Annotated in this window: 1 protein-coding gene; it reads left to right on the top strand. The window is 72.4% G+C overall.

The features are described 5' to 3' along the window. Positions 1–71 precede the first annotated feature (71 nt). The gene (locus tag ABZ385_RS02645) at positions 72–23,969 is read left to right on the top strand and encodes a non-ribosomal peptide synthase/polyketide synthase (RefSeq protein WP_358909261.1); all 23,898 of its coding nucleotides are present in this window, start codon (positions 72–74) and stop codon (positions 23,967–23,969) included. The last annotated feature ends 53 nt before the right edge of the window (positions 23,970–24,022 follow it).

Genomic DNA, 24,022 nt, shown 5'->3' with positions numbered 1-24,022 from the left:
TCCCTCACCACGTCCACCACAACTCCGCCGCGCCGCGCACCACTCGGACCCCAGGGGCAGAAGACATCATCATGCGAAACGTTGACGAGCCGAACACGAGCGGTCGGTCCACGGACGGAAGCGGACCCCGGGGGGCGGCAGCCGACCCCATCACGCTGCCCGACATCTTCGAGAACCGGGCGGCGCTGACCCCCCGGGCCATCGCCGTCAGCGCGGCCACCACCACCTGGACGTACGCCGAACTCGACGCGCGCGCCAACCGCATCGCCCGGTGGCTCATCGCCGAGGACCTGGGCCCCGACGACCGGATCGCCGTCGCCCTGCCGCGCGGCCCCGAACACATCGCCGCCCTCCTCGGCGTCATGAAGGCAGGCGCCGCCTACCTCCCGCTCGACCCCGGGCAGCCCACCGAACGCCTCACCCGCCTGCTGCGCGGCAGCACCCCCCGGGCGGTCCTGCTCCACGCCGAGCTCGCCCGCCGCCTCCCGTCCGGCGACGCCCGGCTGCTCCCGCTCGACGACCCCGCCACCGGCACGGCCATCGCCGCCTGCCCCGCCACGGCACCCCGCGACGGCGACCGCACCCGGCCGCTGTTCCCCCGCGACCTGGCCTATGTCATCCACACCTCGGGCTCCACCGGCACCCCGAAGCCGGTCGGTGTGCCGCACACGGGCTTCGCCGCCCTCGTCGCCACGGCGGCCGCGCACCAGAGCACCGACACCGGATCCCGCGTGCTCCAACTGGCGCCACCCACCTTCGACGTGGCCATCTGGGACCTGCTCACCACCTTCGCCGGCGGCGGCACCCTCGTCCTGCCCGCACAGCACCGCCTGCTCGGCGAGGAACTCGCCGCCGTCCTGGCCGACGAACGGATCACCCACGTCACCCTGCCGGTCCCGGTGCTCGCCACCCTCCCCGCCGGCACCGAGTCCACGCTGCCGCACCTGCGCCGCGTGCACATCGGCGGCGAGAGCTGCCCGCCCGACCTCGTGCGCCGGTGGTCCGCCGACCACGAACTGGTCAACGGCTACGGCACCACCGAATGCTCGGTCGCCACCACCCTGACCGAACCTCTCACGACCCCCGACCACGACGGCGCACGACCCCCGATCGGAACACCGGTGGCCGAGGTCCGCGTGTTCGTCCTGGACGACACCCTGGCCCCTGTCCCGGACGGCGCCGCGGGGGAGCTGTACGTGACCGGCCCCGGCCTGGCGCGCGGATACGTGGCACGGCCGGGCCTGACGGCGGAGCGTTTCGTGGCCTGCCCGTTCGATGAGCCGGGCACCCGGATGTACCGCACCGGGGACGTCGTCCGCCACATCGCCGACGGCCAGCTGGATTACCTCGGCCGGGCCGACGACCAGGTGAAGATCCGCGGGTTCCGGGTGGAGCCCGGCGAGGTGGAGGAGGCGCTGCGGCGCCATCCCGCCGTGGCCCAGGCCGTCGTACTGCCGTTCACCCACGCCACGGGCGACACGCGTCTCGTCGCGTACGCGGTCCCGGCCCCCGACGCCGACGTGACCCCCGCGTCCCTGCGCGCCGACCTGCGGCACATCCTGCCCGACCACCTCGTGCCGTCCGCCGCCGTCCTGCTGGACGCGCTGCCGCTGACGCCGAACGGCAAGATCGACCGCGCCGCGCTCCCCGCCCCCGCGTACGAGGGCACCGGTCCGTCACGGGCCCCCCGCACAGAGACCGAAGCCGTGCTGTGCGGCCTGTTCGCGGACATCCTCGGAGTCCCCTCGGTCGGGGTGGACGACGACTTCTTCGACCTCGGCGGTCACTCGCTGCTGGCCACGCGCCTGGCGAGCCGCGTCCGCAAGGCGCTCGACGTGGAACTGCCGCTGCGGGTGCTGTTCGAGGCCCCGACCGTCGCGCGCCTCGTCGGCCGCCTGACGGAGGCAGGGGTGCGTCCGGCGCTGGAGGCACGGCCGCGCCCGGAGCTGCTGCCGCTGTCGTTCGCCCAGCAGCGGCTGTGGTTCCTGCACAAACTCGAAGGCCCCTCGGCGACCTACAACATGCCGCTCGCACTCCACCTCACCGGCGACGTCGACCGTGACGCGCTGGAAGCCGCCGTCAACGACCTGGTCGCACGGCACGAGCCCCTGCGCACCGTCTTCTCCGAACACGCCGACCGCCCCTTCCAGCGCGTCCTGCCCGCGCCCGAGGCCCACCTGACGCTGCACACCGCCACCGTCGATCCGGACCGTCTCGACGCGGAGATCCGCGCGGCGGCCCGGCACCCCTTCGACCTCGCGTCCGCCATCCCGGCCAAGGCATGGCTCTTCAGGACCGAGGGCGACCCCACCGCCGCCGTCCTGCTCCTCGTCCTGCACCACATCGCGGGGGACGGCTGGTCGGCGGGCCCGCTGGCCCGGGACCTGGTGGCGGCGTACGCGGCCCGCTCGGGCGGCGCGGCCCCGGCGTGGGCGCCGCTGCCGGTGCAGTACGCGGACTACACCGTGTGGCAGCACGAGGTGCTGGGGGACGTGGAGGACCCCGACAGTGAAATGGCCCGGCAATTCGCCTACTGGAGGACCCAGTTGGCGGGCGTGCCGGACGAGGTGACGGTCCCGGGCGACCGGCCGCGCCCCGCTTCGGCCTCGTACGAGGGCGGTCTGCTGCCCCTGGAACTCGGCCCCGACCTGCACGCCGGACTGCGCGGCCTGGCCCGGTCGGCGGACGCGACACCGTTCATGGTGTTGCAGGCCGCGCTGGCGGCACTGCTCACACGGCTGGGCGCGGGCCAGGAAGCGGTGGTGGGCTCACCGGTCGCGGGACGGACGGACGAGGGCCTGGACGATCTGGTCGGCCTGTTCGTGAATACGTTGGTCCTGCGGACGGACGTGTCGGGCGACCCGTCGTTCTCGGAGCTGTTGGGCCGGGTGCGTGAGGGGTGTCTGGAGGCGTTCGCGCATCAGGATGTGCCGTTCGAGCTGGTGGTGGAGCGGCTGAACCCGGTGCGGTCGGGTGGTCGGCATCCGTTGTTCCAGGTGGCGTTGGTGCTCCAGAACAACGAGGAGGGCAGGTTCGAGCTGCCCGGCCTCGGGGTGCGGACGGAGCAGGTCGGGACGGGCACGGCCAAGTTCGACGTGACGGTCAGCCTGTCGGAGACCTTCGACGAGGAGGGCCGTCCGGCGGGCATGTCCGGGTTCATCGAGTACGCGACGGACCTGTACGACGCGGACACGGCCAGGGCGTTCGGTGCCCGACTGAAGCGGCTGCTGAGCGCGGCGGTGGCCAGGCCTGGCTCGCGGGTGGGCGAGCTCGACGTGCTGGGGGAGGGCGAGCGGGAGCGGTTGCTGGGGTGGTCGACGGCTGGCGCCGCGCCGGTGCCGGTGACGTTGCCGGGTCTCTTTGCCGGTCGGGTGCGGGAATGCCCGGGGGCCGTTGCCGTGGTCAGCGGTGAAGAGGCCCTGTCCTATGCGGAGTTGGCCGTGCGGGTGAACCGGCTGGGGCGGTGGTTGATCGGCCGGGGGGTGGGTCCCGGGGATGTGGTGGCGGTCGCGGTTCCGGCGGGTGTGGAGCAGCTGGTCTCGGTACTTGCCGTGGTCTCGGCGGGGGCTGCGTATGTGCCGGTGGATGTGGAGTATCCGGGGGCGCGGATCGGTTTCCTGCTGGAGGATGCGCGGCCGGGGTTGGTGCTGACGACGCGGGCGGCTGCGGGCGATCTGCCCGAGGGCGTGCCGGGTGTCGTGTTGATGGACGAAGTCGACACCGAGGCCTTGTCGGGTGCGGAGATCACCGACGCCGAGCGCAGGACGCCGTTGCTGCTTTCGCACCCCGCGTACGTCATCTACACGTCCGGTTCGACGGGCCGCCCGAAGGGCGTGGAAGTCACCCACGCCGGTATCGCGGGCTTCGCGGCCGGTCTGGTGGAGCGGATGGGTATCGGTGCCGGCGGTCGTGTGTTGCGTACGGCGTCGCTGAGTTTCGACGCCTCCGTGTTGGAGCTGGTGCTGGCCTGGGGTTCCGGTTCGGCGCTGGTCATTCCGGAGGGTTCTGGTCTTGCGGGCGAGGAGCTGGAGAAGGCCCTCGCTGGGGGCGGGGTGACGCACGCATTCTTGCCGCCGTCGGTGGTGGCGACCCTGCCCGAAGGCGCCTGGGAACGCCTCCATGACCTGGTGGGCCTGGCCGTGGGCGCGGAAGCGTGCCCGCCGGAACTGCTGTCTCGGTGGGCCCCCGGTCGTAGGCTGGTCAATGCCTACGGGCCTACGGAGATCACGGTGGCGGCGGCGATCAGTGATCCGTTGACGCCCGGTGAGGGTGCGCCCATCGGGCGGCAGGTGCCGGGTGCGGCCCTGTTCGTGCTGGACGAGCGTCTCGGGTTCGCTCCGGCCGGTGTGCCGGGGGAGCTGTACGTCTCAGGGCCTGGACTGGCGCGCGGTTACGCGGGCCGCCCGGCACTGACCGCCGAACGCTTCATCGCCAGCCCCTTCGGTGCCCCCGGCGCGCGCATGTACCGCACGGGCGACCTCGTACGCTGGAACACCGCCGGTCAGCTCGAATACCTGGGCCGTGCCGACGACCAGGTGAAGATCCGTGGCTTCCGTATCGAACCCGGGGAGGTCCAGGCGGCGTTGGAGGCCGAACCGGGCGTCGCCCAGGCTCTTGTCGTCGCCCGTCCCCACCACGATGACACCCGCCTCGTCGCCTATGTCGTGCCCTCATCGGCAGGCGCGGAAGGGTCGACCGGCGAACAGGTCGAGGAGTGGCGGGAGATCTACGACTCGGTATATGACGAGGCCGAGTCCGATGCGCTGGGGGAGGGCTTCGAGGGGTGGAACAGCTCGTACACGGGTGAGCCGATCCCTCTGGCCGAGATGCGGGAATGGCGCCGCGCCGTCGTGGAACGCATCCGTGGCCTCGCGCCTCGCCGGGTGTTGGAGATCGGTGTCGGTTCCGGGTTGTTGATGGGGCATGTGGCGCCGGGGGTGGAGTCGTACTGGGCGACGGACTTCTCGTCGTCGGTCGTGGAGCGGTTGCGCGGGCAGGTGGCGGGGCTTGGCTGGGATCATGTGACGGTGCGCTGTCAGGCGGCCGATGATGTGTCGGGGCTGCCCGTCGGTGGGTTCGACACGGTGGTCATCAACTCCGTGGTGCAGTACTTCCCGGGCTGGGAGTACTTGGAGCGGGTGCTGGACCAGGCGTTCGGGCTGCTGGCCGAGGGCGGGCGGCTGATCGTCGGTGACGTTCGCCACCGGGGTCTGCTGCGGGCCTTGCAGACGGCCGTCCAGGTCCGGCAGCCCGGTATCGAGGACACCGACCGACTGCGCGCGGCGGTGGAGCAGGCCGTCACCAAGGAGAAGGAACTGCTGCTCGACCCCGGCTTCTTCGCCGTCTGGGCGGCCGCACGCCCGGAAGCGGTGGGTGTCGACGTGCGGTGGAAGCGGGGCGCTGCCCACAACGAGCTGACGCGGCACCGCTATGACGTAGTCCTGCACAAAGCCCCTGCTCAGTGTCTTTCGCTGGCCGGTGTGCGGACCCTCGCCTGGGGGCGGGACGTCGAGTCGCTGGACGCCCTGGCGGACGTAGCCCTGCCGGTACGCGTGTCCGGGGTGCCGAACGCTCGGCTGACCGGGGAAGTCGCGGCCGCCCGGGCGGTGGCTGACGGAGAACCCATCGAGCGGGCCCGGGAGTTGCTGGACGCGGAGAGCGGGATCGACCCGGAGACGGTCTGCGCCTGGGCGGAGTCCCGGGGCTGGGACGCGGTGGTGAGCGTCGGGTCCGGTGGCGCGGAGACCATGGACGTGGTCTTCGCTCCCGAGGGCACGGACACGGGTGCGGTGTCGGATACGTTCGTCCCGGTGGGGGCGCGTTCGCTCGCGGGATTGGCGAGTGATCCAGTGCGTACGCGGGTGGCGGGCGAGCTGGTGTCCGGCCTGCGCCGCAGTCTGGGCGAGCGGCTGCCCTCGCATCTGGTGCCGGCGGCGTTCGTCGTGCTGGAGGCGCTGCCGCTGACGGTCAGCGGCAAGGTGGACCGCAAGGCGCTGCCCGCCCCGGAGTACGCGTTCACGGCTTCGCGGGCCGCGCGGACCCCGCAGGAAGAGATCGTGTGCGGCCTGTTCGCCGAGGTACTGGGTCTGCCGGCGGTCGGTGTGGAGGACAGTTTCTTCGAGCTGGGCGGACACTCCCTCCTGGCGACCCGCCTGGTGAACCGGATCCGGGCCGTCCTCGGCGTCGACCTGGCCCTGCGTACCCTGTTCGACCAGCCCACGGTCGCCGGTGTCGTACGCCACCTGTCGGCGGCGGGATCCCGGCCGACACTGGAGCGCCGGGAGCGTCCCGAAAGGCTGCCGCTGTCCTTCGCACAGCGCCGCATGTGGTTCCTGTACAAGTTCGAGGGCGCGTCGGCGACGTACAACATCCCGCTCGTCCTGCGACTCACCGGTCGAGTCGACGCAGCCGCTCTCGAAGCGGCCCTCAACGACGTGATCGCCCGGCACGAACCGCTGCGGACGGTCTTCCCCGATGTCGACGGGGAGCCCCACCAGCACATCCTCACCCCCGCCGAAACCCGCCTCGCCCTCACCGTGGAGGACGCGCGGTCGCCGGAGCGGCGGGAGCGGCTGGTGCACGACCTGGCCCGGCACGGATTCGAGCTGGACCGCGACATGCCGTTGCGCGCGACACTGCTGACCGCCGGTGACGACGAGTCGATGCTGATGCTGACCCTGCATCACATCGCGGCCGACGGCTGGTCGATGGCGCCGCTGGCCGAGGACCTGGTGACCGCCTACGCCGCCCGCCGCGAGGGCCGCCCGCCCCGGTGGACGGCGATGCCGGTGCAGTACGCCGATTACAGCCTCTGGCAGCACGAGCTGCTCGGTGAGGACACCGACCCCGACAGCCTGCTGCGCCGCCAGGCCGCCTACTGGACCGAGCACCTGCGCGACCTGCCGGAGGTCGTGGCGCCGCCCACCGACCGGCCGCGGCCGGCCGAGGCGTCCCACCGCAGCGACATGCTGCCGTTCGAGATCGACGCCTCGACCCACGCGGCCCTGCGGGAGCTGGCGCGGGCCCACGGGGCGACCCTGTTCATGGTGCTCCACACGGGCCTCGCCGGGCTGCTTTCGCGGCTCGGCGCCGGAACCGACATCGCGGTGGGCTCGCCCATCGCCGGACGCACCGACGAGGGGCTGGACGACCTGGTCGGCTTCTTCGTCAATACCCTCGTCCTGCGCACCGACACCTCGGGACGCCCGACCTTCACCCGTCTCCTCGCCCAGGTCAGGGAGACCAGCCTGGCCGCCTACACCCACCAGGACATCCCCTTCGAATACCTGGTGGAGAAGCTCAACCCGCAGCGCTCCACCGCCCACCACCCCCTCGTCCAGGTCATGCTCACCCTCCAGAACACCGCCGAGGTCGACTTCGACCTGCCCGGACTCCAGGCACGGCTGGAGAACCCGGGGCAGGGCAGCTCGCAGTTCGACCTGCTGCTGAACATCGGCGAGACCTTCGACGAGAACGGCGACCCGGCGGGCGTCACCGGCTTCATCGAGTACGCCACCGACCTCTACGACCCGGCCACCGTCCAGGCGTTCGGGGCGCGGTACACCCGGCTCCTGGCCACCGCGGCGGACGCCGCGGACCTGCCCGTCGACAGCCTCGACCTGCTCGCCCCGCAAGAGCGCCGGCAACTGCTCGACTGGTCCGGCGCGCGCGGCACGGTACGGCCCGAACCGCTCACCCTGACCGGCCTGTTCGCGGAGGCGGTGCTGCGCGCCCCACGCTCCCCCGCGCTCGCGCACGGCGGCGAGGAGCTGACGTACGCCGCGCTGGACGCCTGGTCGAACCGGATCGCACGGCGGCTCACCGGCCAGGGCCTCGGGCCGGGCCGGCGGGCGGCGCTGCTGGTGCGCCGCGGCCCGGGCCTGCTCGCCGCCCTGCTCGGTGTGCTGAAGACCGGCGCGGCCTATGTGCCCGTGGACCCGGACTACCCGGCCGAGCGCCGGGCGTACATGCTCGCCGACGCGGAGCCGTCGGTGGTGCTCGACGACGCCTGGGTACGACAGGACTTCACGGACCAGCCCGACACCGCCCCGGGCATCGCCGTCGACCCGGCGTACACCGCGTACGTGATCTACACGTCCGGTTCGACCGGCCGCCCCAAGGGCGTCGAGGTGACGCACGCCGGGATCGCCGGGCTCGCGGCCGCCAAGCGGGCCGCGTTCGCACTGCGCCCCGGCGACAGGGTGCTGCAGTTCTCGCCGTCCAGCTTCGACGCCATGGTCTCCGAGATGGTGACCACCTTCAGCGCCGCGGCCACCCTGGTGATCCCGGAGGAGACCGGCCTCGCCGGACAGGAACTCGCCGAGCTGCTCCACCGCGAGCGGATCAGCAACGCGACCCTCCCGCCGTCCGTCCTGGTCACCCTGGAGGACACCCATGGGCCGGACCGGCTCACCCACCTGACGACCCTGGCCGTCGCGGGCGAGGCGTGCCCGCCGGACGTGGCGGCGCGGTGGGCCCCCGGCCGCCGGATGATCAACGCGTACGGACCCACCGAGTCGACCGTGGGCGCCGCGATGAGCCCGCTGCCGGCCGGCGTGGACACCGGTGTCGTCCCGATCGGCCGCCCCCTGCCGGGACTGGCCGGACTGGTGCTGGACGAGCGCCTCGACCTCGCCCCGGCGGGCGTGTGGGGGGAGCTGTACATCGCCGGGGCGGGCCTGGCGCGCGGCTATGTCGGCCGGCCCGGCCTGACGGCCGAACGGTTCGTGGCCTGCCCCTTCGCCGGGCCCGGCGCGCGCATGTACCGCACGGGCGACCTCGCCCGCTGGAACACCGCCGGTCAGCTCGAATACCTGGGCCGTGCCGACGACCAGGTGAAGATCCGCGGCTTCCGCGTCGAACCCGGCGAGATCGAGGCCGTGCTGCGCGGCCGGCCCGACGTCGCCCAGGCGGTGGTGACCGCCCACGCCCAACAGGACGGCGTGAACAGGCTCGTCGCCTATCTGGTGCCGGAGGAGCGGGGCGAGCTGTCGGTGGCCGCGGTACGGGACGCGGTGCGCGACCGGCTGCCCGACCACATGGTGCCCTCGGCCTTCGTCGTCCTCGACGACGTGCCGCGCATGCCGAGCGGCAAGGTCGACCGGGCCGCGCTGCCCGCCCCCGACTTCGCGGGCACCTCCGGGCGGGCGGCCCGCACACCGCAGGAACAGATCCTCGCCACCCTCTTCGCGGACGTCCTCGGCCTGCCGGTGGTGGGCGTCGAGGACAACTTCTTCGATCTGGGGGGTCATTCGCTGCTGGCGACGCGGTTGGTGAGCCGGGTGCGTGCGGTGCTGGGGGTGGAGTTGCCGTTGCGGGCGTTGTTCGACGCGCCGACGGTGGCGGGGTTGGCGGGGCGGTTGTCGCAGGCGGGGTCGCGTCCGGTGCTGGCGCGGCGGGAGCGGCCGCGGGTGCTGCCGTTGTCGTTCGCCCAGCGGCGGCTGTGGTTCCTGTACAAGTTCGAGGGCGCGTCGGCGACGTACAACATGCCGCTCGTCCTGAAGCTGACCGGGAAGCTGGACGTCGGCGCCCTGGAGTGCGCGCTCAATGATGTCGTCGCACGCCACGAGCCCCTGCGCACCGTCTTCCCCGACACCGACGGACAGCCCCACCAGCGCGTCCTGGACGCCGCCGACGTACCTCTGGAGCTGACGCCCGAGCGACTTCCAGCCGATGAGCTGGACGCACGGGTGGCGGAGTGCGTCCGTCATCGCTTCGAACTCGACCGCGAGATCCCCGTCCGGCCGCGCCTGCTGAGCACCGGCCCCGACACCCACGTACTCGTGCTGACCATCCACCACATCGCCGGGGACGGCTGGTCGCTCGGCCCGCTCGCCGACGACCTCAAGAGCGCCTACACCGCCCGCCGCGCGGGCGAGCGGCCCCGGTGGTCCGCGCCTCCGGTGCAGTACGCCGACTACAGCCTCTGGCAGCACGACCTGCTCGGCGACGACACCGACCCCGACACCCTCTTCGCCCGCCAGGCCGCCTACTGGACCGACCACCTGGCCGGCCTGCCCGAGGTCGTGAGCCTGCCCACGGACCGGCCGCGGCCGCCCGTCGCCTCCAAGCGCGGCGCCCAGAGCGCCTTCACGCTCGACGCCCCGACGCACGCCGCCCTGCGGGAGCTGGCCCGCTCGGCGGACGCCACCTTGTTCATGGTCCTGCACACCGGCCTCGCCGCCCTGCTCTCCCGCCTCGGCGCGGGCACGGACATCGCGGTGGGCTCACCCATCGCCGGGCGCACCGACGAGAACCTGGACGACCTGGTCGGCTTCTTCGTCAACACCCTGATCCTGCGCACCGACACCTCCGGCGACCCCTCGTTCGCCGACCTCCTCGCCCAGGTCAGGGAGACCAGCCTGGCCGCCTACACCCACCAGGACATCCCCTTCGAATACCTGGTGGAGAAGCTCAACCCGCAGCGCTCCACCGCCCACCACCCCCTCATCCAGGTCATGCTGGCCCTGCAGAACAACACGGACCTGCGCTTCGACCTGCCGGGCCTGCACACCCAGCTCCTCGAACCGGCGGCCGGCGGCTCGCAGTTCGACCTCACCCTCAACCTGGTCGAGGACTTCGACGCGGACGGCGGGCCCGCCGGACTCACCGGCACCATCGAATACGCCACCGACCTCTACGATCCCGCCACCATGGACGCCTTCGCGGCCCGCTGGACCCGCCTGCTGAGCACCGCCGCGCACGATCCGCACCGCCGCCTTCGCGCACTGGACATCCTCGACACCGGCGAACGGCGCGCCCTCGCCACCTGGGGCACCTCGGCGCGCACCGAGCCGACGGCGACCCTGCCCGAGCTGTTCGACAGGCAGGTGCACGCCACCCCGCACGCACCCGCGCTCATCGACGCCGACGGCACCACCTCCTACGCCGAACTCGACGCGCACGCCAACCGGATCGCCCACTGGCTCATCGCGCGGGGCGCGGGCCCCGAGACGCCGGTCGGCGTCGCCGTCGACCGCTCCCGCACCCAGATCGCCGTCATCCTCGGTGTCCTCAAGGCCGGAGCGGCCTACCTGCCGATCGACCCCGCGCACCCCGCCGAGCGGATCGCGTACCTCGTCTCCGACGCCCGGCCCGCACTGGTGCTGGCCACCCGGCCCCTGGACGTCCGGGCACCGCTCCACCTCACCGACGACCCCGCCACCCGCGCCGCATGGGACCGGCAGCCGACGCGGGCACCCCGCGACACCGACCGCACGGCACCCCTGAGCCCGCACAACACCGCGTACGTCATCTACACCTCGGGTTCCACCGGCACCCCGAAGGGCGTGACCGTCACCCACGCCGGCCTCGCGGGGCTGACCGCCACCGCCGAGCGCTTCGGCCTCACCGAGGGCAGCCGCACCCTCCAGTTCACCTCGTCCAACTTCGACGTGTCCGTCATGGAACTCCTGACCGGCTTCACCGTCGGCGCCGCCCTCGTGCAGACCGGCACCGAGCACCTGGTCGGCGAGCAGCTCGCCACCGCGCTCGCCGCGCACCGGGCCACCCACCTCTTCATCCCGCCGTCCGTCCTGGCCACCCTCCCGGCCGGCACCGAGTCCGCCCTGCCCGACCTCGGCTCCCTCGTCGTCGCGGGCGAGGCGTGCCCGCCCGCCCTGGCAGCACGCTGGTCCGCCGGACACCTGATGATCAACGCCTACGGCCCGACCGAGGCCACGGTCTACGCCACCACCAGCCGGCCCCTCACCGGGGCGCACGCCCCCATCGGCACACCGGTCGTCGGCGCCCGCGTGTACGTCCTGGACGGCGGCCTGACCCCGGTACCGCCGGGCGTACCCGGCGAGCTGTATGTGGCGGGCCCCTCACTCGCCCGCGGCTACGTCGGCCGGCCGGGGCTGACGGCCGAGCGGTTCGTGGCCTGCCCGTTCGATGAGCCGGGCACCCGGATGTACCGCACCGGAGACGTCGTCCGCTGGAACGCCGACGGCCAGCTGGAGTACCTGGGCCGGGCCGACGACCAGGTGAAGATCCGCGGGTTCCGGGTGGAGCCGGGCGAGGTGGAGGAGGCGCTGCGGCGGTTGCCCGCCGTCGCCCAGGCGGTCGTCACGCCGTTCGTCCACGCGGGAGAGACACGGCTCGCCGCGTACGCAGTCCCCGCCCCCGGCGCCGAGGCGACACCCGAGTCGCTGCGCTCCGCCCTCCAGGACGTCCTGCCGGGCTACCTCGTGCCGTCCACGGTCATCCTGCTGGACGCGCTCCCGCTGACCCCCAACGGCAAGCTCGACCGCGCCGCGCTGCCCACGCCGCGGTACGCCGGACACACCGCCACGGCACCCCGCACCCCGCAGGAGGAAATCCTCTGCGCCCTGTACGCGGACATCCTCGGGGTGCCCTCGGTCGGGGTGGACGACAGCTTCTTCGACCTCGGCGGCCACTCGCTGCTCGCGACCCGCCTGGTGAGCAGGGTCCGCCGCGTCATGGGCGTGGAACTGCCGCTGCGGGTGCTGTTCGAGGCCCCGACCGTCGCGCGCCTCGTCGCCCACCTCACCGAGGGAGGGGTGCGCCCGCCACTGGAGGCACGGCCGCGCCCGGAGCTGCTGCCGCTGTCGTTCGCCCAGCAGCGGCTGTGGTTCCTGCACCAACTCGAAGGCCCCTCGGCGACCTACAACATGCCCTTCACCCTCCGTCTCACCGGCGACGTGGACCGCGAGGCGCTGGAGACCGCCGTCAACGACGTCGTGGCCCGCCACGAATCGCTGCGCACGGTCTTCCCCGAGAGCAACGGCCGGCCGTACCAGCGCGTGCTGCCGGCCGACGAGGCCCGGGTGCCGCTGACCGTCGAACCGGTCGCGGAGGCCGCGGTCACCGACCGCGTCGCCGAAACCATCCGGCACGGCTTCCGCCTCGACCAGGACGTGCCCCTCCGCGCCCACCTGCTCGACGTCACCGGCGGCGCTGACGCGATCCTGGTGCTGGTCCTGCACCACATCGCGGGGGACGGCTGGTCGGCGGGCCCGCTGGCCCGGGACCTGGTGGCGGCGTACGCGGCCCGCTCGGGCGGCGCGGCCCCGGCGTGGGCGCCGCTGCCGGTGCAGTACGCGGACTACACCGTGTGGCAGCACGAGGTGCTGGGGGACGTGGACGACCCGACGAGTGTGGTGGGATCCCAATTCGCTTACTGGCAGCACCTTTTGGCGGACGCGCCGGACGAGGTGACGGTCCCGGTCGACCGGCCGCGCCCCGCTTCGGCCTCGTACGAGGGCGAGGTGCTCGGCTTCGAGATCGGCGCCGGCCTGCATGCCGGACTGCGGGACCTCGCGCGGTCGGCGGACGTCACCCTGTTCATGGTGCTGCACGCCGGCCTCGCGAGCCTCCTGGCACGGCTGGGCGCCGGAACGGACATCGTCGTCGGCTCACCGGTCGCCGGACGCATGGACGAGGGCCTGGACGACCTGGTCGGCTTCTTCGTGAATACGTTGGTGCTGCGGACGGACGTGTCGGGCGACCCGTCGTTCTCGGAGCTGTTGGGCCGTGTGCGTGAGGGGTGTCTGGAGGCGTTCGCGCATCAGGATGTGCCGTTCGAGCTGGTGGTGGAGCGGCTGAACCCGGTGCGGTCGGGCGGCCGGCATCCGTTGTTCCAGGTGGCGTTGGTGCTCCAGAACAACGAGGAGGGCAGGTTCGAGCTGCCCGGCCTCGGGGTGCGGACGGAATCGGTGGGGACGGGCACGGCGAAGTTCGACGTGACGGTCAGCCTGTCGGAGACCTTCGACGAGGAGGGCCGCCCGGCGGGCATGTCCGGGTTCATCGAGTACGCGACGGACCTGTACGACGCGGGCACGGTGGAGACGTTCGGGGCCCGGCTGGAGCGGTTGCTCAGCGAGGCACTGACCGGCCCGGAGACCCGGGTGGGCGAACTCGATGTGCTGGGGGAGGGCGAGCGGGAGTGGTTGCTGGGGTGGTCGACGGCCGGCGAAGTGTCCGTTCCGGTGACGTTGCCGGAGCTCTTTGCCGCCCGGGTGCGGGAGTGCCCGGGTGCGGTGGCTGTCATTCAAGGCGAGGAGGCTTTCTCGTACGGCGAGTTGGCCGGTCGGGTGAACCGGCTGGGGCGGTGGCTGATCGCCCGGGGGATGGGTCCCGGGGATGTGGTGGCGGTCGCGGTTCCGGCGGGGCTGGAGCAACTCGTGTCGGTGCTGGCGGTTGTCTCGTCCGGGGCTGCGTATGTGCCGGTGGATGTGGAGTATCCGGGGGCGCGGATCGGTTTCCTGTTGGAGGATGCGCGGCCGGGGTTGGTGCTGACGACGCGGGCGGCTGCGGACAGCTTGCCGGACGGTGTGCCGGGTGTCGTGTTGGTGGACGAAGTCGATACCGCAGCTCTGTCGGGTGCGGAGATCACTGATGCCGAGCGCAGGACGCCGTTGTTGCTTTCGCATCCCGCGTACGTCATCTACACCTCGGGTTCGACGGGCCGTCCGAAGGGCGTGGAAGTCACCCACGCCGGTATTGCGGGGTTCGCGGCCGGTCTGGTGGAGCGGATGGGTATCGGTGCCGGCGGTCGTGTGTTGCGTACGGCGTCGTTGAGCTTCGACGCATCCGTGTTGGAGCTGGTGCTGGCGTGGGGTTCCGGTTCGGCGCTGGTCATCCCGGACGGTTCCGGCCTGGCGGGCGAAGAGCTGGAAGAAGCCCTCGCCGGGGGTGGGGTGACGCATGCGTTCCTGCCGCCGTCGGTGGTCGCGACCCTGCCCGAGGGTGCGTGGGAACGCCTTGACGGCCTCGTCGCTCTCGGGGTGGGCGCGGAGGCCTGTCCGCCCGAGCTGGTGTCCCGGTGGACGGATGGCGGGCGGCGCGTGGTCAACGCGTACGGGCCTACGGAGATCACGGTGGCTGCGGCGATCAGTGCTCCGTTGACGGCGGGCGGGGGTGCACCCATCGGGCGGCCGGTGCCGGGTGCGGCCCTGTTTGTACTGGACGAGCGTCTCGGGCTCGCTCCGGCCGGTGTGCCGGGGGAGCTGTACGTCTCAGGGCCCGGACTGGCGCGTGGATACGCGGGCCGCCCGGCACTGACCGCCGAACGCTTCGTGGCCAGCCCCTTCGGCGCCCCCGGCGCGCGCATGTACCGCACGGGTGACCTCGCCCGCTGGAACACCGCCGGTCAGCTCGAATACCTGGGCCGTGCCGACGATCAGGTGAAGATCCGTGGCTTCCGTATCGAACCCGGCGAGATCCAGGCGGCGTTGGAGGCCGAGCCGGGCGTCGCGCAGGCACTGGTGGTCGCCCGCGCGCACCAGGACGACAAGCGTCTCGTCGCCTACATCGTCCCTTCGGCAGCAGGGGAGGACAGCACGACCGGTGAGCAGGTCGAGGAGTGGCGGGAGATCTATGACTCGGTGTACGGCGAGGCCGGGTCGGACGCGCTGGGGGAGGGCTTCGAGGGGTGGAACAGCTCGTACTCGGGCGAGCCGATCCCGCTGGACGACATGCGGGAGTGGCGCGATCAAGTGCTGGCCCGTGTCCGGGGGTTCGCGCCTCGCCGGGTGTTGGAGATCGGTGTCGGTTCCGGGTTGTTGATGGGGCATGTGGCGCCGGGGGTGGAGTCGTACTGGGCGACGGACTTCTCGTCGTCCGTCGTGGAACGGTTGCGCCGGCAGGTGGCGGGGCTTGGCTGGGATCACGTGACGGTGCGCTGTCAGGCGGCCGATGATGTGACTGGTCTGCCCGTCGGTGGGTTCGACACGGTGGTCATCAACTCCGTGGTGCAGTACTTCCCGGGCTGGGAGTACTTGGAGCGGGTGCTGGACCAGGCGTTCGGGCTGCTGGCCGAGGGCGGGCGGTTGATCGTCGGTGACGTTCGCCACCGGGGTCTGCTGCGGGCCTTGCAGACGGCCGTGCAGGCCCGGCAGCCCGGTATCGAGGACACCGACCGACTGCGCGCGGCGGTGGAGCAGGCCGTGGTGACGGAGAAGGAACTGCTGCTCGATCCCGAGTTCTTCGCCGTCTGGGCGGCCACCAGGCCGGAAGCGGTGGGCGTGGACGTGCGGTGGAAGCGGGGCGCTGCCCACAACGAGCTGACCCGGCACCGGTACGACGTGGTCCTGCACAAGGCGCCCGCGCGGCCCCTTTCGCTGGCCGGGGTGCCGGTCCTGGCCTGGGACCGGGACGTTCAGTCACTGGACGCCCTGGCGGACGTGGTCCTGCCGGTACGCGTGTCCGGGGTGCCGAACGCTCGCCTGACCGGGGAAGTCGCGGCCGCCCGGGCGGTGGCTGACGGAGAACCCATCGAGCGGGTCCGGGAGTTGCTGGACGCGGAGAACGGGATCGACCCGGAAGCGGTGTGCGCCTGGGCGGAGTCCCGAGGTGGGGACGCCGTGGTGACCATGGGGCAGGGGCGGTCCGACACCTTCGACGTGGTCCTGCTGCCCCCGGGCACGGGTGCGGTGTCGGATACGTTCGTCCCGGTGGGGACGCGTTCGCTCGCGGGATTGGCGAGTGATCCGGTGCGTACGCGGGTGGCGGGCGAGCTGGTGTCCGGCCTGCGCCGCAGCTTGGGCGAGCGGCTGCCCTCGCATCTGGTGCCGGCGGCGTTCGTCGTGCTGGAGGCGCTGCCGCTGACGGTCAGCGGCAAGGTGGACCGCAAGGCGCTGCCTGCCCCGGAGTACGCGTTCACGGCTTCGCGGGCCGCGCGGACCCCGCAGGAAGAGATCGTGTGCGGTCTGTTCGCCGAGGTGCTGGGCCTGCCGGCGGTCGGTGTGGAGGACAGTTTCTTCGAGCTGGGCGGACACTCCCTCCTGGCGACCCGCCTAGTGAACCGGATCCGGGCCGTCCTCGGCGTCGACCTGGCCCTGCGTACCCTGTTCGACCAGCCCACGGTCGCCGGTGTCGTACGCCACCTGTCGGCGGCGGGATCGCGGCCGACACTGGAGCGCCGCGAACGCCCCGAAAGGCTGCCGCTGTCCTTCGCGCAACGCCGACTGTGGTTCCTGTACAAGTTCGAAGGCGCGTCGGCCACGTACAACATCCCGCTCGTCCTGCGACTCGAAGGAGAGCTGGACGTGCCCGCGCTTGAGGCGGCGCTGAACGATGTGATCGCCCGGCATGAACCGCTGCGGACGGTCTTCCCCGATGTCGACGGGGAGCCCCACCAGCACATCCTCACCCCTGCCGAGACCCACCTCGCCCTCGCCGTCGAACCGGTGACAGAAGACGCGGTGGCTTCCCGAGTGGCGGCCTGCGTCCGGCACGGGTTCGAACTGGACAGGGAAATCCCGCTGTTCGCACGCCTGTTGGCCACCGGGCCCAGGGAAGCCGTCCTGGTGCTCGTCATGCACCACATAGCCGCCGACGGCTGGTCGATGACGCCCCTCGCTGCCGATCTCGCCTCCGCGTACGCGGCCCGGCGCGGCGGCGCGGAACCGGAGTGGAGCGCGCTCCCGGTGCAGTACGCCGATTACAGCCTCTGGCAGCACGACCTGCTCGGCGAGGACACCGACCCCGACAGCCTGCTGCGCCGCCAGGCCGACTACTGGACCGAGCACCTGCGCGACCTGCCGGACATCGTGTCCCTGCCCACGGACCGGCCGCGCACCGCGACCCCCTCCTACCGCAGCGACACCGTGAGTTTCGCGCTCGACGCCTCGACGCATGCGGCGCTGCGGGAGCTCGCCCGCTCGGCGGACGCGACGCTGTTCATGGTCCTGCACGCGGGCCTCGCGGCGCTGCTCTCGCGCCTGGGCGCGGGGCGGGACACCGCGGTGGGCTCACCCATCGCTGGACGCACCGACGAGGGGCTGGACGACCTGGTCGGCTTCTTCGTCAACACCCTGGTCATACGTGCCGACTTGGCGGCGGACCCGACGTTCGGCGAGCTGCTGAACCAGATCCGCGGGACGAGCCTCGCCGCGTACGGCCATCAGGACATCCCCTTCGAATACCTGGTGGAGCGGCTCAACCCGCAGCGTTCGCCCGGCCACCACCCGCTCGCCCAGGTCATGCTGGCGCTGCAGAACAACACCGACCTCGCCTTCGAACTCCCGGGCCTCCGAGCTCAGTTCGAGGACCCGGGCGTCTCCGGCTCGCAGTTCGACCTCACCGTCAACCTGGGAGAGACGTTCGACGAGGACGGCAACCCCGCCGGCATGTCCGGGCTGATCGAGTACGCGACGGACCTGTACGACGCGGGCACGGTGGAGGCGTTCGGGGCCCGGCTGGTGCGGGTCCTGAGCGGAGCGGTCGCCGTACCCGGCACGCGGGTGGGTGAGCTTGATGTGCTGGGTGGGGATGAGCGGGAGCGGTTGCTGGGGTGGTCGGCGCCTGGTGACGCGCCGGTGCCGGTGACGTTGCCGGATCTCTTTGCCGGTCGGGCGCGGGAATGTCCGGGGGCCGTTGCTGTGGTAGGCGGCGAAGGGGCGTTCTCGTACGGCGAGTTGGCGGGACGGGTGAACCGGCTGGGGCGGTGGCTGATCGGCCGGGGGGTGGGTCCCGGGAATGTGGTGGCGGTCGCGGTTCCGGCGGGTGTGGAGCAGCTGGTCTCGGTACTCGCCGTGGTCTCGGCGGGGGCTGCGTATGTGCCGGTGGATGTGGAGTATCCGGGGGCGCGGATCGGTTTCCTGTTGGAGGATGCGCGGCCGGGGTTGGTGCTGACGACGCGGGCGGCTGCGGACAGCTTGCCGGACGGTGTGCCGGGTGTCGTACTGCTGGATGAAGTCGACACCGCAGCTCTGTCGGGTGCGGAGATCACTGATGCCGAGCGCAGGACGCCGTTGTTGCTCTCGCATCCCGCGTACGTCATCTACACCTCGGGTTCGACGGGCCGTCCGAAGGGCGTGGAAGTCACCCATGCCGGTGTCGCGGGGTTCGCGGCCGGTCTGGTGGAGCGGATGGGCATTGGTGCCGGCGGTCGTGTGCTGCGTACGGCGTCGCTGAGTTTCGACGCATCCGTGTTGGAGCTGGTGCTGGCGTGGGGTTCCGGTTCGGCGCTGGTCATCCCGGACGGTTCCGGCCTGGCGGGCGAAGAGCTGGAAGAAGCCCTCGCCGGGGGCGAGGTGACACACGCGTTCTTGCCGCCGTCGGTGGTCGCGACCCTGCCCGAGGGTGCGTGGGAACGCCTTGACGGCCTCGTCGCCCTGGGAGTGGGCGCGGAGGCCTGCCCGCCCGAGCTGGTGGCCCGCTGGGCCCCCGGTCGTAGGCTGGTCAACGCGTACGGGCCCACGGAGATCACCGTAGCGGCAGCGATCAGTGATCCGCTGACGGCGGGCGGGGGTGCGCCCATCGGGCGGCCGGTGCCGGGCGCAACCCTGTTCGTACTGGACGAGCGTCTCGGGCTCGCTCCGGCCGGTGTGCCGGGGGAGCTGTACGTCTCAGGGCCCGGACTGGCGCGTGGATACGCGGGCCGCCCGGCACTGACCGCCGAACGCTTCATCGCCAGCCCCTTCGGCGCCCCCGGCGCGCGCATGTACCGCACGGGCGACCTCGCCCGCTGGAACACCGCCGGTCAGCTCGAATACCTGGGCCGTGCCGACGACCAGGTGAAGATCCGTGGCTTCCGTATCGAACCCGGCGAGATCCAGGCCGCGTTGGAGGCCGAGCCGGGCGTCGCGCAGGCACTGGTGGTCGCCCGCGCGCACCAGGACGACACCCGCCTCATCGCCTACATCGTCCCCGAGGACCGGCTCGGCCGCTCCCTCGGCGCTCTGCGCGAGTCGCTGAGTCGGCGTCTGCCCCGGTACATGGTGCCGTCGGCCATCGTCGCGCTGGACGAGTTCCCGCTGACCGTGAGCGGGAAGATCGACCGAAGCGCGCTGCCGGCACCGGAGTACGGCGGGGCGGGGGCGTCCCGTGCGCCGCGCACCCAGACCGAAGAGGTGCTGTGCGAGCTGTTCGCCGGCGTCCTCGGCGTACCGGCGGTGGGCGTGGACGACGACTTCTTCGATCTGGGGGGTCATTCGCTGCTGGCGACGCGGTTGGTGAGCCGGGTGCGTGCGGTGCTGGGGGTGGAGTTGCCGTTGCGGGCGTTGTTCGACGCGCCGACGGTGGCGGGTCTTGCGGGGAGGTTGTCGCAGGCGGGGTCGCGTCCGGTGCTGGCGCGGCGGGAGCGGCCGCGGGTGTTGCCGTTGTCGTTCGCCCAGCGGCGGCTGTGGTTCCTGTACAAGTTCGAGGGCGCGTCGGCGACGTACAACATGCCGCTCGTCCTGAAGCTGACCGGGAAGCTGGACGTCGGCGCCCTGGAGTGGGCGCTCAACGACGTGGTCGCACGCCACGAACCCTTGCGCACCGTCTTCCCCGACACCGACGGACAGCCCCACCAGGCGGTGCTCGGGCCGGAGCGGGCGCGGATCGACGTCGAGGTGGCGGAGATCGGCGAGGAGCAGGTGCCCGAGCGGGTGGCCCGGATCGTGCGGCACGGGTTCGAACTCGACCGCGAGATCCCCGTCCGCGCCGGGCTGCTGGTCACCGGGCCCGACACGTCCGTACTGGTCGTGGTCATCCACCACATCGCCGCCGACGGCTGGTCGATGGGGCCGCTGACGCGCGACCTGGTCGCCGCCTACACCGCCCGCCGGGACGGCGCACGACCCGAGTGGAGCCCGCTGCCCCTCCAGTACGCGGACTTCACCCTCTGGCAGCACGACCTGCTCGGCGACGACTCCGACCCGGACAGCCTCTTCGCGCGCCAGGCCGCCTACTGGGCGCGCCAGTTGGCCGGGCTGCCGGAGCAGGCCACGCTGCCGCCCGACCGGCCGCGCCCCGCGCTCCCCTCCTACCGCGGCGACGTCACACCCTTCCGCATCGGCGCCGGGACCCACGCCGGGCTGCGCGCACTGGCCCGCTCCGCGGACTCGACGCTGTTCATGGTCCTCCAGGCGGGCCTCGCCGCACTCCTGTCGCGGCTCGGCGCCGGGGACGACATCCCCGTCGGCTCGCCCATCGCCGGCCGCGGCGACGAGAACCTGGACGATCTGGTCGGGTTCTTCGTCAGCACGCTGGTGCTGCGCACGGACACCTCCGGGGACCCGACCTTCACCGAGCTGCTGGCCCGGGTGCGCGAGACCTGCCTGGCCGCGTACACCCACCAGGACCTGCCGTTCGAGTACCTGGTGGAGAAGGTCAACCCGCAGCGCTCCACCGCCCACCACCCGCTGTTCCAGGTGGTGCTCGTCCTCCAGAACGACGACGGCGCGCGCTTCGACCTGCCCGGTCTGACGGTGGGCGCCGAGAAGGCGGGCGCGGGCTCGGCCAAGTTCGACGTCTTCGTCAGCGTCACCGAGACCTTCGACGAGGCGGGCGAGCCGGCCGGCCTCACCGGCCTGGTGGAATACGCCACCGACCTGTACGACGCGGCGACCATCGACGCGTTCACCGCCCGCTGGACGCGGCTGCTCGACTCGGCGATCGACGACCCCCGGCGGCCGGTCAGGTCGCTGGAGATCCTCGCGCCGCACGAGCGCGGGACGCTGCTCGAATGGTCCGGGGCCGACCGCGCCGACCTGCCCCCGGTGACCCTGCCGGACCTCTTCCGGGCGGCGGCCGGACGGGCACCCGACGCCGTGGCGACCATCTCCGGCCGGGGCGAAGTGTCGTACCGCGAAATGTCGTACGCCGAACTGGACCGCCGCTCGAACCGCGTCGCCCACCACCTGCTGGGCCTCGGGGTCGGCCCCGGACAGCGGGTGGCGCTGCGGATGCGGCGCGGCCCGGAGCTGGTCACCACCATTCTCGGTGTGGTCAAGACCGGCGCCGCGTACGTCCCCGTCGACCCGGACTACCCGGCCGAGCGGATCGCGTACATGCTCGCCGACGCGGACCCCGCCGTCGTCCTCGACGACGACTGGACGGCCCGCGTCGACCAGGAGGCGCTGCCCGACACCGATCCGGGCGTGCCGGTCCACCCCGCGCACACCGCGTACGTCATCTACACCTCCGGCTCCACCGGCCGGCCCAAGGGCGTCGAGGTCACCCACGCCGGGTTCGCCAACCTGGCGCGGGCCCAACTGGACGCGTTCGCGCTCACACCGGACAGCCGGGTGCTCCAGTTCGCCTCGCCGAGTTTCGACGTGTCGGTGTGGGAGCTGGTGATGGCCTTCGCCTCGGGCGCGGCCCTCGTCGCGGCCTCCGCCGACGCGCTGGCCGGCGACGCCCTCGGGGAGACGCTCGCCGGGCGGCGGGTGACCCATGTGACGCTGCCCCCCTCGGTGCTCGCGACCCTCGACGCGCGGGGACCCGGCGTACCCTTCCCCGACCTGGCGGTTCTCCTGGTGGCGGGCGAGGCGTGCTCGCCCGACCTGACGGAACGCTGGGCCCCCGGCCGCCGCATGATCAACGCGTACGGGCCCACCGAGTCCACCGTCGGCGCGGCCATGAGCGCGCCGCTGACCGGCCGCGAGAGCGGCGTCGTCCCCATGGGGCGGCCCCTGTTCGGCCTGTCCGGCTACGTCCTGGACGCCGGTCTGCACCCCGTGCCGCAGGGCGTCGTCGGTGAGCTGTACGTGGCCGGCGCGGGCCTGGCCCGCGGCTACCTGGGCCGACCCGGGCTCACCGCCGAACGGTTCGTGGCCAACCCGCTGGGCGGTCCGGGGGAACGGATGTACCGCACCGGTGACGTCGTGCGGTGGAACGCCGACGGGCAACTGGAGTACCTGGGCCGTGCCGACGACCAGGTGAAGATCCGGGGTTTCCGTGTCGAACCCGGCGAGATCCAGGCCGAGTTGCTACGACTTCCCGGCCTCGTCCAGGCCTTCGTGGCCGTCCACCGCCACGGCGGCACGGATCCGCGTCTCGTGGCGTACGTGGTGCCGGAGGACCCCGACGGCTTCTCCGCGGCCGCCGTGCGCGAGGCCCTGCGTGACCGGCTCCCCGGCTACATGGTCCCCTCGGCGGTGACGGTCCTGCCCGAACTGCCGCTCAGCCCCAACGGCAAGGTCGACCGCAAGGCGCTGCCCGCCCCCGACTACGGCGGCCGGGCCGGGCGCCCGCCGCGCACACCGCGCGAAGAGGTGCTGTGCACCCTCTACGCCGAAGTGCTCGGCCTGACCGGCGTGAGCGTCGACGACGGCTTCTTCGACCTCGGCGGCCACTCGCTGCTGGCGACCGGCCTCATCAGCCGGATCCAGGCCGTCCTCGGCGTCGAACTGCCGCTGCGCGCCCTCTTCGAGGCGCCGACCGTCGCCGAACTCGCCCGGCGCCTCGACGAGGGCTCCGGCGAGGGAGCCGCCGGGTCGTCCTCCGCCTTCGAGGTTCTCCTGCCCCTGCGCACCAAGGGCCGTCAGGCCCCGCTGTTCTGCCTGCACTCGGGCGGCGGAATGTGCTGGAACTACGCCGGCCTGCTGCCGCACATCGACGCCGACATCCCCCTCTACGGCCTCCAGGCCCGCGGTCTGTCCGACCCCGGGAACCTGCCGGGCTCCGTGGAGGAGGTGGCCGACGACTGCGTGGAGGCCATGATCCGGGTCCAGCCCGAGGGGCCCTACCGGCTGATGGGGCACTCCTTCGGCGGCATCGTCGCCCACGCGGTCGCCGCCCGGCTCGCCGAGCGGGGGCAACGGGTCGAGCTGATGGTCTGCCTCGACGCGAAACCCGCCGCGCGGGAGGACATCCCCGAGCACGCGCACGAGGAGTACTACCGGGGCATCCTCGAACTGCTGGGGGTGAGCACCGTCGAAGTCCCCACGCAGGGGATGACGTTCGAGGAGTTCGCGGCGATGGCCCGCACGACGAACACCGTGCTGGGCAGCATCGAGGAGAGCGAGTTCCTCACCATCATGCGGGTGATGGAGAACAACATCGACATCACCGGACGCTACCGGCACCAGCGGGTCGAGACGGAGATGATGCTGTTCGCCGCCACCCAGGAGACGGAGAGCGTGCTGGAACCGGACGTCTGGCACGAGTACGTCGACGGGCCGGTGGACTACCGGCGGATGGACTGCTCCCACGCCGGCATGCTCAAACCGGAGACGCTCCATCTCATCGGCGGGATCATCCAGGACCGTCTGCGCGGCGGGAGGGACGGTTCCTAGGCGAGGACGGCCGGCAAGTGCCCGGCGGGACCGGACGAACCGGCCCCGCCGGG

It is taken from the genome of Streptomyces sp. NPDC005898, from assembly GCF_040629635.1.
In the GTDB taxonomy this organism is placed as follows: domain Bacteria; phylum Actinomycetota; class Actinomycetes; order Streptomycetales; family Streptomycetaceae; genus Streptomyces.
The sequence above is the reverse complement of the archived record's forward strand: the minus strand, read 5'-3'. Positions and strand labels throughout refer to the sequence as shown.

Coding starts and splice junctions, on each gene's coding strand:
- ABZ385_RS02645 (WP_358909261.1), top strand. CDS start 72: ATGCGAAACGTTGACGAGCCGAACACGAGCGGTCGGTCCACGGACGGA.